The organism is Pseudomonas sp. 5Vm1k, assembly GCF_056161485.1.
Genome location: NZ_JBSPCZ010000023.1, coordinates 75,125 through 88,687 on the forward strand (window position 1 = coordinate 75,125; position 13,563 = coordinate 88,687).

Sequence of the window (13,563 nt, forward strand, 5' to 3'; positions counted from 1 at the left end):
AATTGATTAGTTGTGTCTGGGGATCAGCATTCACAACCAATAGGCGTACGCGCCACCTCGAGACTCAACTCAAACCCCTCATCCAGCCACCCCGTCACCCCACCGATCATTTCCTTGACCGGGTAACCCAGCGCCGCCAGTTTCACCGCTGCCTTGTTGGCGCCGTTGCAATGAGGGCCGGCGCAATAGACCACAAACACTGTGGCTTTGTTGTAGGCCGCCAACGTGTCAGCGGTCATCAGCCGTCCCGGAATATTGATTGCGCCGGGCACATGCCCCCGCTCGAAAGCTAACGGACCGCGTGTATCCACCAGAATAAAATCCACCTCGCCGGCCTGCTGGCTGCCGTACACGTCGGAACAATCGGTTTCAAAGGTCAGGCGATTACTGAAATGCATCAGGGCAATGGCGGACGGGGCGGCGGGAATGGCGCGTACCAGGCTGGTCATGGTGTGTAGTCCTAAGTCTCGGTGGGTGTAGGCAGACTTTATCTGCCCGCCGCTTGCCGCTACAGTGGCGCACAAGACACCCACCGGGAACTTTCCGCCAAATGCAGCCCAACCCTGGATTAGTCGCAATCCTGGCCTACGACGGCCTGTGCACCTTCGAGTTTGGCATCGCCGTGGAGATTTTCGGCCTGGCCCGGCCGGAGTTTGATTTCCCGTGGTACACGCATCAGATCGTCGCCGTGGATAAAGGCCCGATGCGCGCCATGGGCGGCATTCAAGTGCTGGCGGACGGTGGCATGGAACTGTTGGAGAGTGCCCGGACCATCATCGTGCCCGGCTGGCGCGACCGCCAGGCACCGGTGCCCGAAGCGCTGCTCGCCGCGTTGCGCCAGGCCCACACACGAGGTGCACGGTTGCTGTCGATCTGCTCCGGGGTGTTCGTGCTGGCCGCCACCGGTTTACTGGACGGACACCGCGCCACCACCCATTGGCGCTACAGCGGTGAACTGGCCGAGCGCTTCCCGAATATTCAGGTAGACCCGGACGTGCTCTACGTTGATTCGGGCCAGTTGATCACCTCGGCCGGCAGCGCGGCGGGCATCGACGCCTGCCTGCATCTGGTGGCGCGGGACTTCGGCACTCAGGTCGCCAACTCGGTGGCGCGGCGGCTGGTGATGTCGCCGCAACGCACCGGCGGTCAGGCGCAGTTTATTCCTACACCGGTCAGCCCGACGCCCCGCAGCGATTTGTCGCGCGTCATGCAGTGGGCTAGGGAGCGTTTGCACGAACCGCTGGAAGTGCGCGACCTGGCCAGCGAGGCGGCGATGAGCGAGCGCACCTTTCTGCGCCGTTTCACCGAAGCCAGCGGCCAGTCGCCCAAGACCTGGTTGCAGCATCAACGCCTGGCTCGAGCCCGGGAGTTGCTGGAGAGCACGGGCGACAATACTGAGCAGATTGCCGAGCGTTGCGGGTACCGGTCGGTGGAGAGTTTTCGGGTGGCGTTTCGCAGCGTAGTCGGGGTGCCACCGTCGGTGTATCGGGAAAGGTTTGGGCGTGGGGTAGAGGCCAGTTTTTGAGGTGTTCTCTCAGGCCCCTTCGCGAGCAAGCCCGCTCCCACAGGTGACCGCATTCCAATGTGGGAGCGGGCTTGCTCGCGAAGAGGCCAGCCCAGACGACATCTATCTCAGGGCTTGCGCAACAAATAGGTATCCATAATCCACCCATTCGCCAACCGGGCCGCTTTGCGCACCCGCTCGATCTCATTCGCCACGTCCTTTAACTTGCCCGAGATCAGGATTTCATCCGGCGTTCCCAGGTAGGCTCCCCAGTAAATCTCTGTCTCTTGATCCGCCACCTGATGGTAGGAATCTTGCGCATCAAGCATCACCACCAAACTGTCGGCATCGCTCACCTGCCCCGCCGCCAACCGCCGGCCGGTGGTGATTTCAATCGAGTGACCGATGCGATTCAGCGGCACCTTATGCTGCGCCGCCAAGGCCTGGACGCTGGTGATGCCGGGGATTACGTCGAATTCGAACTCACAGCGACCCGAGGCCAGAATCGCCTGGAGAATGCGCACGGTGCTGTCGTACAACGCAGGGTCGCCCCACACCAGGAAACCACCGCACTGGCCGTCGGACATTTCTTCGTTGATCAGGCGTTCAAAGGTGTGCTGCTTGGCGAGGTTCAGATCGTCGACACTGGCCTTGTAGTCCACATCGCCACGCTCCCGTTCCGGGCTGTGGGCTTCGACGAAGCGGTAGTCGTGATCAGTGATGTAGCGCTCGCAGATTTCACGGCGCAGGTCGATCAGTTTGTCCTTGCTCTGGCCCTTGTCCATGAGGAAAAACACGTCCGCACGGTTCAACGCCTTCACTGCCTGCATCGTGATGTAGTCCGGGTTACCGGCGCCGATACCGATGACCAGCAACGTTTTCATCAAAAGCCTCCGTCCGCATCAGTGCTCATCAAGCGAAGCCGCCAGCGCCCGGTAAACCGCAGTTCGATGGCCGATAACGGTTCGACGTCGATCAGGTTAAACGCCGTGCTTTGCAATACGTGGGTCAACACCGCACGTACAACATAGGGATGGGTAATGGCGACGATGTCGCCCGGCGTCGTCTCCAGTGTCGCCAGCCACGCCGCCGCGCGTTCACCGAGTTGCACCACCGATTCGCCGCCGTGGGGCGCGGAATGCGGGTCTTCGAGCCAGGCCTTGAGTGCCTCGGGCTCGGTTTTTTGCAGTTCACTGATTCGCTGACCTTGCCAGCGACCGAAATCGCAATCGCGCAAGGCGTCGACGGTTTGCGCATCACTGCCGAACAGTTCAGCGGTCTGGCGAGTCCGGGCTTCTGGCCCACACAGTAGACGCGGCGCGACCTTCGAGGACCCTCGTCGGGAACACTTGGCCGATTGCCAGACCATTTCCACCGGCTCATCAGCAGGAAAACGCGCCAGTTTTTGCGCGACGGTTCGGGCGTGGCAAATCAAGGTCAAACGGGTCGCCTGCACGGGCAATCACTCTTTTATTGGGAATGCAAAACGGCAACGCGCCGCAAACAATTACTCGATTGTGCCGCAAGACGATTGGTAAAGGCGCAAAACCTGTAGGAGCGAGCCTGCTCGCGAAGGGGCCAAGTCAGTCAGCATCGATATCGCCTGACACTGCGCTTTCGCGAGCAGGCTCGCTCCCACAGGATTTCGTCGTACTAAAAGGGCTATCTCCGACACGGTTATGGGCAATGTCCTACAAACCCAGTCGACATCCGCGTAGCCCCATTACACGGGCGTTTTGCCTCATTTTGGGGCTTGTCCTTCCTGTGCAAAAATTCACTAGACATGTAGCGTGAGTTACATAAATACTGTTTTAGCGAATTGTGAAACAAAACCGACACACCCATCCAGCAGGAGCCCGGATGCCCCCTCTCAGAGACCTGATCACCGATCCCGGCCTGGACCTCACGCCGTCGGAACGCAAAGTCATCCGCGCCTTGCTGGACCAGTACCCGCGTAACGGACTGGGCCCGATGTCGCGTTTGGCCGAACATGCCGGTGTCAGCGATCCGACCATTGTGCGACTGGTAAAAAAACTCGGCTTCGGCGGTTACGCGGAGTTCCAGGACGCTCTACTCAGCGACATGGACCATCGCCTGCGCTCCCCCAGCACCCTGTTGCAACCCCGCTCCCACCTGCAAAAAGATGATCCGTGGAGCCATTATCTGGCGGAAACCCATCGTTCCCTGGTGGAAACCCAGGCCCTGACACAACCCGAAGATGTGCGGATCCTGGTGGAATGGCTGCTCGACGTGCGCCATCAGGTGCATTGCTTCGGCGGGCGCTTCAGCAGCTTCCTCGCCAACTATTTGCTCAACCATTTGCGCCTGCTGCGGCCCAGCTGTTTTGCCCTGGAAGACAACGCTCAGTTGCCGGACCGACTGTTCGACGTGCAGCGCCAGGACGTGGTGCTGGTGTTCGACTATCGCCGCTACCAGTCTCAGGCCCTGCGGGTGGCCAGCGCCGCTAAAAATCGTTATGCGCGTGTGGTGCTGTTCACCGACATCTACGCTTCGCCGTTGCGGGAAATGGCCGACCTGATCATCAGTGCGCCAGTGGAATCGGTCTCGGCATTCGACAGCATGGTCCCGGCGCTCGCGCAGATTGAAGCGCTGATCGCCTGCCTGACCCTGCGCAGCCCCGAGTTGGCCGAACGCCTGGAAGGCATTGACGCCCTGCGCTCCGACTTCGACACCCACCTGCTGGAGGAAAAATAAGGATGTTTACGCTCCCCCACCGCTCGCCACGTGACCTGCCCTTTGTCACCGACCACACCGCGCTGCTGCTGGTCGATATGCAGCGGGCCTGGCTCGAACCACAGTTCGACCCACACCTCAACGGGCCGGACGCCGAGTATTTCCTGACGCGCACTCACATGCAGGTGGTGCCCAACCAGCGACGTTTGCTCAGCGCTTTTCGCAGTGTCCGGCAGAACGTATTGCACACCCTGATCGAAAGCCTCACCGCCGATGGCCGCGACCGTTCCCTGGACCACAAGCTCTCGGATATGCACCTGCCCAAGGGCAGCCCACAGGCGCGAATCATCGATGATCTGACGCCGACGGAAAACGAAGTCGTGCTGCCCAAGACCTCTTCGGGAGTCTTCAACTCCACCAACATCGACTACGTGCTGCGCAACCTTGAGGTCCGGCATCTGGTGATCGCCGGCATCGTCACCGACCAGTGCGTGGACATGGCCGTGCGCGACGCCGCCGACCGCGGCTATCTGGTGACCCTGGTGGAAGATGCCTGCGCCACCTACACACCGGAACGGCATCAGGCTTGCCTCAACGCGATCAAAGGTTACTGCTGGATCACCGACACTCAGACCGTACTCGCCCGTTTGCAGGAGATACAGCCATGAGCGCACGCCTGCTGCCGGTACCGATGACCACGATTGTCACCACTGACCTGATCGGCGTGACTCGCGGTCGTTCTTTTCCGACCGATGAACTGGAGGACTATCAAGCCGCCGGTTGCGGTTGGGTGCCGGCCAACAGCGCGCTGACCCCACAAGACATCATCGCCTCGACCAATCCGTGGGGCGCCTACGGTGACCTGCGGCTGATTCCCGAGGTGAGCAGCCGAGTGACGGTCAACAATGGCCCCGACGCCAACGCGCCGGCCCTGGATTTCATCCACGGCGACATCTGCGAAACCGATGGCCGCCCCTGGGGCGCTTGCCCGCGCACGCTTCTGCGCAACGAAGTGGAACGTTATCGGGCCGAGTTGGGTTTGCAGGTCAACGCCGCGTTCGAACATGAATTCAATGTGAATGCCGGCACCGCCGAGCATCTGGCGTTCACCCTTGAAGCCCAACGCCAGGGCGCCGAGTTTGGTGGCTGGCTGCTCAGCGCCCTGCGCGCCGGTGGCGTCGAGCCGGAGATGTTTCTGCCGGAATACGGCAAGCACCAATACGAAATCACCTGCCGCCCGACACTCGGGGTCGCGGCGGCGGACCGTGCGGTTAACGTGCGGGAGATCACCCGGGAAATCGCCCGGCAAATGGGCCTGGACCTGAGCTTCGCGCCCAAGACCGCCGAGCACGCGGTGTGCAACGGCGTGCATTTACACGTCAGCCTGCAAGACCTGGCCGGGCAACCGGTATTTTATGACGCGGGCACCACCAACGGCCTGTCGACCCTCGGCCAGCACTGGGCCGCCGGAATCCTGCATTACTTGCCGGCCCTCTGCGCCTTTACCGCACCGACACCAGTGTCCTACGAGCGTTTGCAGCCCCATCACTGGAGCGCCTCTTACGCTTGCCTCGGCCAACGTAACCGCGAAGCGGCGCTGCGGATTTGCCCGACAGTAAGCCTGGGGGGCAAATCGGTGGCGGCGCAGTACAACCTGGAATTCCGTGCGATGGACGCCACCGCGTCGCCGCACCTGGCCATGGCCGCGTTGTTGATCGCCGGGCGGCTGGGCATCGAACAACGCCTGGCGCTGAACGCGATCACCGATGAAATCCCCGATGCGCTGAACGAAGAACAACGCCAGGCTCGGGGCATCGTCGCCCTGCCCGCCTCACTGGCCCAGGCCCTGGATTGCCTGCGCAACAGTGAGGCGCTGATCGAAGCCTTGCCCACGGCATTGCTCGACACCTATTTCGCCCTGAAAACCGAGGAACTGACGCTGACGGAACAGCTCTCGCCCGCCGACCTTTGTGAGCACTATGCGCGCCTGTACTGAATCCGTTGAACTGGGCCTCTACACCCGGCCCCCTTACACCCTGAGCCGGGAAGCCTCCGAGCACCCGTTGATTCTGGTGTGTGAACACGCCAGCCGTTTCATTCCGCCAGCGTTGAATGACCTGGGCCTGAGCCATGAAGCCGCCCACGAACACATTGCCTGGGACATCGGTGCCCTGGCGCTGGCCCAGCGCTTGTCCGAAACCCTCGGCGTAACGCTGCTGGCAGCCAACTACTCGCGACTGCTGATCGACCTCAACCGGCCGCGCCATGCCCCGGACAGCATTCCGGGCCAGAGCGAAATCTACCAGGTGCCCGGCAACCAGCAACTGGACGAGGCCACCCGGGAATATCGTCGGCAAACGCTGTTCAAGCCGTTTCACACACGCCTGCAAACCCTGATCGACGAGCGCGTTGCGCGAGGACAAGCGGTCCGTGTGGTGGGAATTCACAGTTTTACCCCGGTTTATTACGGTCAGCCCCGGTCACTGGAAGCCGGTGTGCTATTTGGCGAAGCCCGGCAATACGCCCAACGGGTCATTGACGGACTAAGCCAGCATCCGCTTAAAGTGGCCGGCAATCAGCCGTACAAGATCGACCCGTTGGGGGACATGACTGTACCGGTGCACGGCGATGCCCGTGGGCTGGAGTCCGTGTTGATTGAGGTGCGCAACGATCTGCTGCGTACACCGGAGGCGATTGCACGCTGGAGCGAGTACCTCGCCCCGTTGCTGTAGGAAAAAAGTAAAGGCTGTAGCGCAATAGAAAAAAAAGAATATTCGATGGAATGACCAGGAGAGACGCTTCATGGAAATAGAAGAATTCGGCTACAAACAGGAGTTGAAACGAAGCCTGACACTCACGGACCTGGTGGTGTACGGGATGATCTTCATGATCCCCATCGCCCCGTTTGGCGTGTATGGCTACGTCAACGCCGAGGCACCGGGGATGGTGCCTCTGGCCTACATCATCGGCATGGTGGCGATGCTGTTCACCGCCCTGAGCTACGGCAGTATGGCCCGGGCGTTTCCGATTGCAGGTTCGGTTTATTCCTACGCCCAACGGGGCCTTAATCAACATGTGGGTTTCATCGCTGGTTGGTTGATGCTGCTCGATTATCTGCTGATCCCGCCTCTGCTCTATGTCTACGCGGCCATGGCGCTGAATCACCTGTACCCGGACATTCCGAAAGTCGGTTTCATCCTGGCGTTCCTGGTCAGCGCGACCTTTGTGAACCTGCGCGGCATCACCTTCACCGCTCGGATGAACATCGTGTTTCTGCTGGCGCAGTTGGTGGTGCTGGGCATTTTCCTGTTCTACGCCTGGAATGCGCTGCACAGCGGCGGCGGTCACGGCGAACTGACCCTGGCGCCGTTGTACAACCCCGAAACCTTCAACTTCGCCCTGCTGATGCAAGCGGTGTCGATTGCGGTGTTGTCGTTCCTCGGCTTCGACGCGATTTCCACCCTCGCCGAAGAGATCAAGGGCGACCCTGGCCGCAGCGTCGGCAAAGCTGCGCTGATTACCCTGGTGGTGATGGGCGTAATCTTCGTGGTGCAAACCTGGATTGCCACCGACCTGGCCGCCGGCATGGGCTTCAAGTCCGCCGACACCGCGTTCTATGAAATCGCCGAAATCGCGGCCGGTAGCTGGCTGGCGACCCTCACTGGCGTGGCCACGGCGTTGGCCTGGGGCGTGGCAGTGGCCATTACCTCGCAAGCCGCGGTGTCGCGCCTGCTGTTCGGCATGGCGCGAGACGGCAAACTGCCGAAAGTGCTGGCCAAGGTCCATCCGAAACACAACACGCCTTACATCAGCATTTACCTGGTGGCGGTGCTGTCGCTGGTGATCTGCTACCTGTTCATCAACTCGGTGGACACCCTCACCTCCCTGGTGAACTTCGGCGCGTTGAGCGGCTTCATGCTGCTGCACCTGACCGTGATCAATTACTACTGGCGCCGGCAGAAATCCGGGCAAGTGATCCGTCACCTGCTGTGCCCGGTGATCGGCTTCATCATCGTTGCGGCCATCATGTACAACATGGGCGTCGACGCGCAGAAACTCGGCCTGATCTGGATTGCCCTGGGTCTGGTCTATTTGTTCTTCTTGAATAAGCTCGGCGCCAGCACGACGCTGCCCGACCCAAGCAACGTCTGACAAGAAAAAGGGCGGCGTCTGACAAAAGTTCAGGCGACCGCTGCTTTAACGCGTGGAAACCGACAGTGATAGTCAGGTTCGACGGCAAACCGCCGAACCCTTTGATACAGGAGTGCATCCATGCTGGTCTTACGCCCAGTTCAGTTAACCGACCTGCCTCAGTTGCAACAACTGGCCCGCGATAGCCTGGTAGGCGTCACGTCCCTTCCGGATGACAGCGATCGCCTGCGGGAGAAGATTCTCGACTCCTGCGCCTCATTCGACAAAGACGTTGAGGGCAATGGCCCGGAAAACTACTTTTTTGTCCTTGAAGACCTGAGCTCCCGGCGTTTGACCGGGTGCTCAGAAGTCCTTGCCACCGCCGGTTTCAGCGAGCCGTTCTACAGCCTGCGCAACCGCCACTTCACCAGCGCCTCCCGGGAGCTGAACATCGAGCACGGCGTGCCGGCGCTGTCCTTGTGCCACGACCTCAGCGGCCACACCTTGCTGCGCGGCTTCCACATTGATGCTGCACTGGTACGCACGCCGTTTTCCGAGTTGCTGTCACGGGCTCGGCTGTTGTTTATCGCGGCTCACGCGGCACGGTTTTCCGACGCAGTGATCACCGAGATCGTCGGCTACAGCGATGAGCAGGGCCAATCGCCGTTCTGGGATGCCATAGGCAAGCACTTTTTCGATTTGCCTTATGTCGAGGCCGAAAGGCTCTGCGGCCTGGAGAGCCGCAGCTTTCTCGCCGAACTGATGCCGCAATATCCGATCTACGTGCCAATGCTGCCCGAGGCCGCGCAGGACTGCATCGGCCGCATCCACCCCGACGGTCAGGAGGCGTTCGATATCCTGGAACGCGAAGGCTTCGAAACCAACAGCTACATCGACCTGTTCGACGGCGGCCCGACGCTGTATGCACGCACCGCCCAAATTCGCTCCATCGCCCACAGCCACACCGGTGCCGCGCAGCCCGTCGAGGCCATCGACGCCCGTGGCAGTTACCTGGTGAGCAATGACTCGCTCAAGGACTACCGGGCCATCATCGCCGAACTGGCCTACGAGGCCGGGCAACCGGTGGGCCTGAGCGCCGAAATGTGCGCTGCCCTGAACGTCACCGACGGCAGCCCGATCCGGCTGATCGCCCTGTGAGCGTCACCCGCCCCCGTGCCCAACGACAGCGCCCGAGCACGCGCGCAAAAGGAGCTGCATCATGATTGTCCGTCCGGTTCACGTCACCGACCTGCCCGCCCTGATGGCGCTGGTGCAAGAGGCCGGCCCCGGGTTCACCACCCTGCCAGCCAACGAGGAACGCCTGGGCCACCGCGTGCGTTGGTCCCAGCGGACCTTTGCCGAACAAGTCGAGCGTGCCGACGCCGATTATCTGTTTGTACTCGAAGACGACGATCAGCGCGTAGTTGGGGTCAGCGCCCTGACCGGCGCCGTCGGCATGCGCGAGCCCTGGTACAACTACCGGATCGGGTTGACGGTCAGTTCGTCGCCGGACCTGGGCATCCGGCGGCAGATCCCGACCTTGTTCCTGAACAACGAAATGACCGGCCAATCGGAACTGTGCTCGCTGTTCCTGCGCCCCGATCAGCGCCAGGGCAACAATGGCCGGTTGCTGTCCCTGGGACGGCTGCTGTTCGTTGCCGAATTCCCGCAACTGTTCGGCGAAAAACTCATTGCCGAACTGCGCGGCAGTGCCGACGAACAAGGTAGCTCGCCGTTCTGGGAGAGCCTGGGCCGGCACTTTTTCAAAATGGATTTCAGCTACGCCGATCACTTGTCGGGGCTGGGTCATAAATCGTTCATTGCCGAACTGATGCCCCGGCAGCCGCTCTACACCTGCCTGCTCACCGAACAGGCCCAGGCGGTGATCGGCAAGGCGCATCCGAACACACAGCCGGCGCTGAAAATCCTCAACGCCGAGGGCTTTGCCCACAAGGACTACATCGACATTTTCGACGGCGGGCCGGTGATCGAAGCCCAGGTCCCGAAAATCCGCACCGTGCGCGACAGTCAGCCGCTGGTGCTGGGCATCGGTACCCCGGACGATCAGGCCCCGGTGTGGCTGATCCACAACCGACGCATGGAAAACTGCCGTATCACCACCGCCAAGGCGCGGTTGGTGGGCAACAGCCTGATCGTCGACCGCCTCACCGCCAAACGCCTGCAACTGCAACCGGGGAACTCGGTGCGGGCTGTGCCGTTGTTAAATCAGGAGCAGCAGGCTGTGGCGGCGTGACCAACCACGCCATTGTGGCGAGGGAGCTTGCTCCCGCTGGGCTGCGAAGCGGCCCCAAAAACTGCCACCTCGTTTTTTCAGTTGTACCGCGTCGCCTGTCTTTACGACTGCTTCGCAGCCGAGCGGGATGGTGCGGCATTCCGACAAGCTCCCTCGCCACAGGTAAGTCAGCGCTCGCACCCTCTGTGTAAATGCCCAAGCCCAGCCTACAAAGAGCGGTATCGTTTCACCTGCTTTAAATTCGTCATCCTATTGACCCCGCGCGCGTGATAGCCTTTTGTTCCTTCGGCGTTGACACTTTTGCTCAAGCCCTTCCATTCCAATGCAGTGGTGGAACTTATATGTCCAGGCTTTCCCATCAAGATTTGCGCCGCAACTTTCGCCAATTGCTGGCTTCCGACACGTGCTACCACACAGCTTCCGTGTTCGACCCGATGTCGGCACGCATCGCCGCTGACCTGGGCTTTGAAGTCGGGATTCTCGGCGGCTCGGTCGCCTCGTTGCAGGTATTGGGCGCGCCAGACTTCGCATTGATCACCCTTAGCGAATTCGCCGAGCAGGCCACTCGCATTGGCCGCGTGGCCCAGTTGCCAGTGATCGCCGATGCCGACCACGGCTACGGCAACGCGCTGAACGTGATGCGCACCATCGTCGAACTGGAACGCGCCGGCATCGCCGCACTGACCATCGAAGACACGCTGTTGCCGGCCCAATTCGGCCGCAAGTCCACGGACCTGATCGGCGTGGCCGAAGGCGTTGGCAAGATTCGCGCAGCGCTGGAAGCCCGGGTCGACAAGGAAATGGCGATCATCGCCCGCACCAATGCGGGGATCCTGCCGATCCAGGAAATCATCAGCCGCACCCAGCAATATCAAAACGCCGGGGCCGACGGGATTTGCATGGTCGGCGTGCAGGACTTCGACCAACTGGAAAAAATCGCCGAACACCTGAGCGTGCCACTGATGCTGGTCACCTACGGCAACCCGGCCCTGCGCGACGACAAACGCCTGGCAGAACTGGGTGTTCGCGTGACCATCGACGGGCATGGCGCCTACTTTGCGGCGATCAAGGCCACGTACGACAGCCTGCGCGAACAACGTCAGATCTTTACCCAAGCCTCGGACCTGAGCGCGACCGAGCTGACGCATACCTACACGCAGCCTGAGGATTACATCCGCTTCGCGGAAGAGTTTATGCGCGTCAAAGAGTGATGGCGTGAGCCGGCAGGACGCCTTCGCGAGCAGGCTCGCTCCCACAGGGGTTCTCGGTTGAACACACATTCTGTGATCAATACTGATCCCTGTGGCGAGGGAGCTTGCTCCCGCTTGAGTGCGCAGCACTCACAAAAATCTGCACTGCTGACAGATTTTTGGGGCCGCTTCGCAGCCCAGCGCGAGCGAGCTCGCTCGCCACAGGTTGAATGATCGTTCCCACGCTCTGCGTGGGAATGCAGCCCGGGACGCTCTGCGTCCCATCCAAAGCCGAACGCGGAGCGTCCGTTGAGGCATTCCCACGCAGAGCGTGGGAACGATCGGTGGCGGCGTTGCTTACCGCTTGGCCAGCTCCATAATCATCCGCGATAACAGATAAATCCGCGGCGACACGCTCTCGACTTCTGCATATTCCTCCGGCGTGTGGATATTGCCGCCAACAATCCCGAACCCATCCAGCGTCGGCGTGCCCACACCCGCCGAGAGGCTGGCATCCGCCGCCCCGCCGCTGCCTTCTTCGGTCAACTTGCGGCCAATTTCGCCGTAGATCCCTTGGGCCATGGCCATCAAGCGATCGGATTCCGGCGTCTGCGGCATTGGCGGCAGGCCGCGTTGCAGGGTGGTGGTGACTTCGGTGTCCGGAATCAATTTGTCCTTGGACACCCGCGCCAAATCCTTCTCGATCCGGTCGAATTCTTCCGGCACTGCCGCGCGCACGTCGGCCTTGGCGGTGGCTTGGTCCGGGATCACGTTGGTGCGGTCGCCGGCCTTGAGCACGGTGAAGTTGATGGTGGTTTTTTTCGCCTCATCACCGAGTTTGCCCAGTTGCAGAATCTGGTGCGCCGCTTCCATTGCCGCGTTACGCCCCAGTTCCGGTGCGACCCCGGCGTGAGCCGCTTTACCCTTCACCTCGACCACCGCCGTGGCGCTGCCTTTACGCCACACCACCAGGCCATCCGCCGGACGACCCGGTTCGAGGTTGAGGGTCACGTCGTGTGCCTTGGCGGTTTTCTTGATCAAGTCGGTGGCGACGTCCGAGCCGGTTTCTTCGCTGGCATCCAGCAGGAAGGTGATCTGGGCGTAGTCCTTGAAATCGAGGTTTTTCAGGACTTTCAGCGCGTAGATCCCGGCGACGATGCCGCCCTTGTCATCCATCACGCCCGGCCCGTAGGCGCGACCGTCCTTGATGTGGAACGGACGCTCAGTGGCCGAGCCTTCCTTGAACACGGTGTCCATGTGCGCCATCAGCAGGATTTTCGCCTTGCCGGTGCCTTTAAGCGTGGCGATCACATGGCTGCTTTTGTCCGGGGTGTTGGGCACTAGTTCGATGGCGAAGCCGAGTTTTTTCAACTCATCGACGGCGATGTCGCGGACTTGGGTCAGGCCGGGTTCATAGCCGGAACCGGAGTCGATGTTGACCAGTTTTTCCAGCAGTTTCAGGGCATCGGCCTTGTATTGCTCGGAATCGGCGAGGACTTGCTTGTTGGGTTCAGCGAAGGCTGCGGGGGCGAAAGCGCCGAGGGCGAGGGTCAGGGCGAGGCTGGTGAGTTTGAACGTCATGAATCGATCCTTGTTTCTTGTCGGGGGTTCCTGAACCCTACCTGACTGTGGCGCGAGGCTCTATACCGAATGCGACATTGTGGGAGCGGGCTTGCTCGCGAAGGAGCCCGGTCAGTCGACATCACTTTTGACTGACACACCGCTTTCGCGAGCAAGCCCTCTCCCACAGGAGGATCTGTGTTTCTCCAAAATTTTGTGACCAATACCAG

The 13,563-nt window shown here is 61.1% G+C and carries 13 protein-coding genes; 9 read left to right on the plus strand and 4 right to left on the minus strand.

The window, feature by feature from the left end; all coding sequences use genetic code 11:
- Nucleotides 1–23 precede the first annotated feature (23 nt).
- The gene (locus ACWIKB_RS29720) at nt 24–449 is read right to left on the minus strand and encodes a rhodanese-like domain-containing protein (protein WP_475271078.1); all 426 of its coding nucleotides are present in this window, start codon (nt 447–449) and stop codon (nt 24–26) included.
- A 101-nt stretch (nt 450–550) separates the two neighbouring features.
- On the opposite strand from ACWIKB_RS29720, the gene ftrA reads away from it, so the two are divergent.
- The gene (ftrA, locus tag ACWIKB_RS29725; RefSeq protein ID WP_475271079.1) at nt 551–1,525 is read left to right on the plus strand and encodes a transcriptional regulator FtrA; all 975 of its coding nucleotides are present in this window, start codon (nt 551–553) and stop codon (nt 1,523–1,525) included.
- 107 nt (nt 1,526–1,632) lie between these two features.
- On the opposite strand, the gene cobF is transcribed toward ftrA, so the two are convergent.
- Both cobF and ACWIKB_RS29735 read right to left on the minus strand, forming a co-directional pair.
- Nucleotides 1,633–2,388, minus strand: coding sequence for a precorrin-6A synthase (deacetylating) (cobF, locus tag ACWIKB_RS29730; RefSeq protein WP_475271080.1), 756 nt, complete (start codon nt 2,386–2,388; stop codon nt 1,633–1,635).
- The gene (locus tag ACWIKB_RS29735) at nt 2,388–2,960 is read right to left on the minus strand and encodes a histidine phosphatase family protein (RefSeq protein ID WP_475271081.1); all 573 of its coding nucleotides are present in this window, start codon (nt 2,958–2,960) and stop codon (nt 2,388–2,390) included. The genes cobF and ACWIKB_RS29735 overlap by 1 nt, the downstream gene beginning before the upstream one ends.
- A gap of 404 nt (nt 2,961–3,364) precedes the next feature.
- Between ACWIKB_RS29735 and ACWIKB_RS29740 the strand changes: the two genes are divergently transcribed.
- The 8 genes from ACWIKB_RS29740 (at nt 3,365) to ACWIKB_RS29775 (ending at nt 11,794) form a co-directional block, all read left to right on the plus strand.
- Nucleotides 3,365–4,219: a MurR/RpiR family transcriptional regulator gene (locus tag ACWIKB_RS29740; RefSeq protein ID WP_475271082.1), complete on the plus strand. Its 855-nt coding sequence runs from the start codon at nt 3,365–3,367 to the stop codon at nt 4,217–4,219.
- A gap of 2 nt (nt 4,220–4,221) precedes the next feature.
- Nucleotides 4,222–4,866, plus strand: coding sequence for a cysteine hydrolase family protein (locus tag ACWIKB_RS29745; RefSeq protein WP_475271083.1), 645 nt, complete (start codon nt 4,222–4,224; stop codon nt 4,864–4,866).
- Nucleotides 4,863–6,194: a type I glutamate--ammonia ligase gene (locus ACWIKB_RS29750; RefSeq protein WP_475271084.1), complete on the plus strand. Its 1,332-nt coding sequence runs from the start codon at nt 4,863–4,865 to the stop codon at nt 6,192–6,194. The genes ACWIKB_RS29745 and ACWIKB_RS29750 overlap by 4 nt, the downstream gene beginning before the upstream one ends.
- Nucleotides 6,178–6,930, plus strand: a complete 753-nt coding sequence (locus ACWIKB_RS29755; RefSeq protein WP_475271085.1) for an N-formylglutamate amidohydrolase — start codon at nt 6,178–6,180, stop codon at nt 6,928–6,930. Before ACWIKB_RS29750 ends, ACWIKB_RS29755 begins: the two co-directional genes overlap by 17 nt.
- 70 nt (nt 6,931–7,000) lie before the next feature.
- Nucleotides 7,001–8,350, plus strand: coding sequence for an APC family permease (locus ACWIKB_RS29760; RefSeq protein ID WP_463260236.1), 1,350 nt, complete (start codon nt 7,001–7,003; stop codon nt 8,348–8,350).
- A 120-nt stretch (nt 8,351–8,470) separates the two neighbouring features.
- Nucleotides 8,471–9,487, plus strand: a complete 1,017-nt coding sequence (locus ACWIKB_RS29765) for an arginine N-succinyltransferase (RefSeq protein WP_475271086.1) — start codon at nt 8,471–8,473, stop codon at nt 9,485–9,487.
- 61 nt (nt 9,488–9,548) lie between these two features.
- Nucleotides 9,549–10,583, plus strand: coding sequence for an arginine N-succinyltransferase (astA, locus tag ACWIKB_RS29770; RefSeq protein WP_475271087.1), 1,035 nt, complete (start codon nt 9,549–9,551; stop codon nt 10,581–10,583).
- 341 nt (nt 10,584–10,924) lie between these two features.
- Nucleotides 10,925–11,794, plus strand: coding sequence for an isocitrate lyase/PEP mutase family protein (locus ACWIKB_RS29775; protein WP_475271088.1), 870 nt, complete (start codon nt 10,925–10,927; stop codon nt 11,792–11,794).
- Nucleotides 11,795–12,130: 336 nt separating this feature from the next.
- Here the strand turns inward: ACWIKB_RS29775 and ACWIKB_RS29780 are convergent, their stop codons facing one another.
- Nucleotides 12,131–13,354 (minus strand): M20/M25/M40 family metallo-hydrolase, encoded by a 1,224-nt coding sequence (locus tag ACWIKB_RS29780; RefSeq protein ID WP_475271089.1) that lies wholly within the window; start codon nt 13,352–13,354, stop codon nt 12,131–12,133.
- Nucleotides 13,355–13,563: the final 209 nt, after the last annotated feature.

Bases quoted from the DNA above. Each gene is read 5' to 3' on its own strand.
- cobF (WP_475271080.1), bottom strand. From the start codon at position 2,388: ATGAAAACGTTGCTGGTCATCGGTATCGGCGCCGGTAACCCGGACTAC.
- ACWIKB_RS29740 (WP_475271082.1), top strand. From the start codon at position 3,365: ATGCCCCCTCTCAGAGACCTGATCACCGATCCCGGCCTGGACCTCACG.
- ACWIKB_RS29750 (WP_475271084.1), top strand. From the start codon at position 4,863: ATGAGCGCACGCCTGCTGCCGGTACCGATGACCACGATTGTCACCACT.
- ACWIKB_RS29765 (WP_475271086.1), top strand. From the start codon at position 8,471: ATGCTGGTCTTACGCCCAGTTCAGTTAACCGACCTGCCTCAGTTGCAA.
- ACWIKB_RS29760 (WP_463260236.1), top strand. From the start codon at position 7,001: ATGGAAATAGAAGAATTCGGCTACAAACAGGAGTTGAAACGAAGCCTG.
- ACWIKB_RS29755 (WP_475271085.1), top strand. From the start codon at position 6,178: ATGCGCGCCTGTACTGAATCCGTTGAACTGGGCCTCTACACCCGGCCC.
- ftrA (WP_475271079.1), top strand. From the start codon at position 551: ATGCAGCCCAACCCTGGATTAGTCGCAATCCTGGCCTACGACGGCCTG.
- astA (WP_475271087.1), top strand. From the start codon at position 9,549: ATGATTGTCCGTCCGGTTCACGTCACCGACCTGCCCGCCCTGATGGCG.
- ACWIKB_RS29720 (WP_475271078.1), bottom strand. From the start codon at position 449: ATGACCAGCCTGGTACGCGCCATTCCCGCCGCCCCGTCCGCCATTGCC.
- ACWIKB_RS29745 (WP_475271083.1), top strand. From the start codon at position 4,222: ATGTTTACGCTCCCCCACCGCTCGCCACGTGACCTGCCCTTTGTCACC.
- ACWIKB_RS29780 (WP_475271089.1), bottom strand. From the start codon at position 13,354: ATGACGTTCAAACTCACCAGCCTCGCCCTGACCCTCGCCCTCGGCGCT.
- ACWIKB_RS29775 (WP_475271088.1), top strand. From the start codon at position 10,925: ATGTCCAGGCTTTCCCATCAAGATTTGCGCCGCAACTTTCGCCAATTG.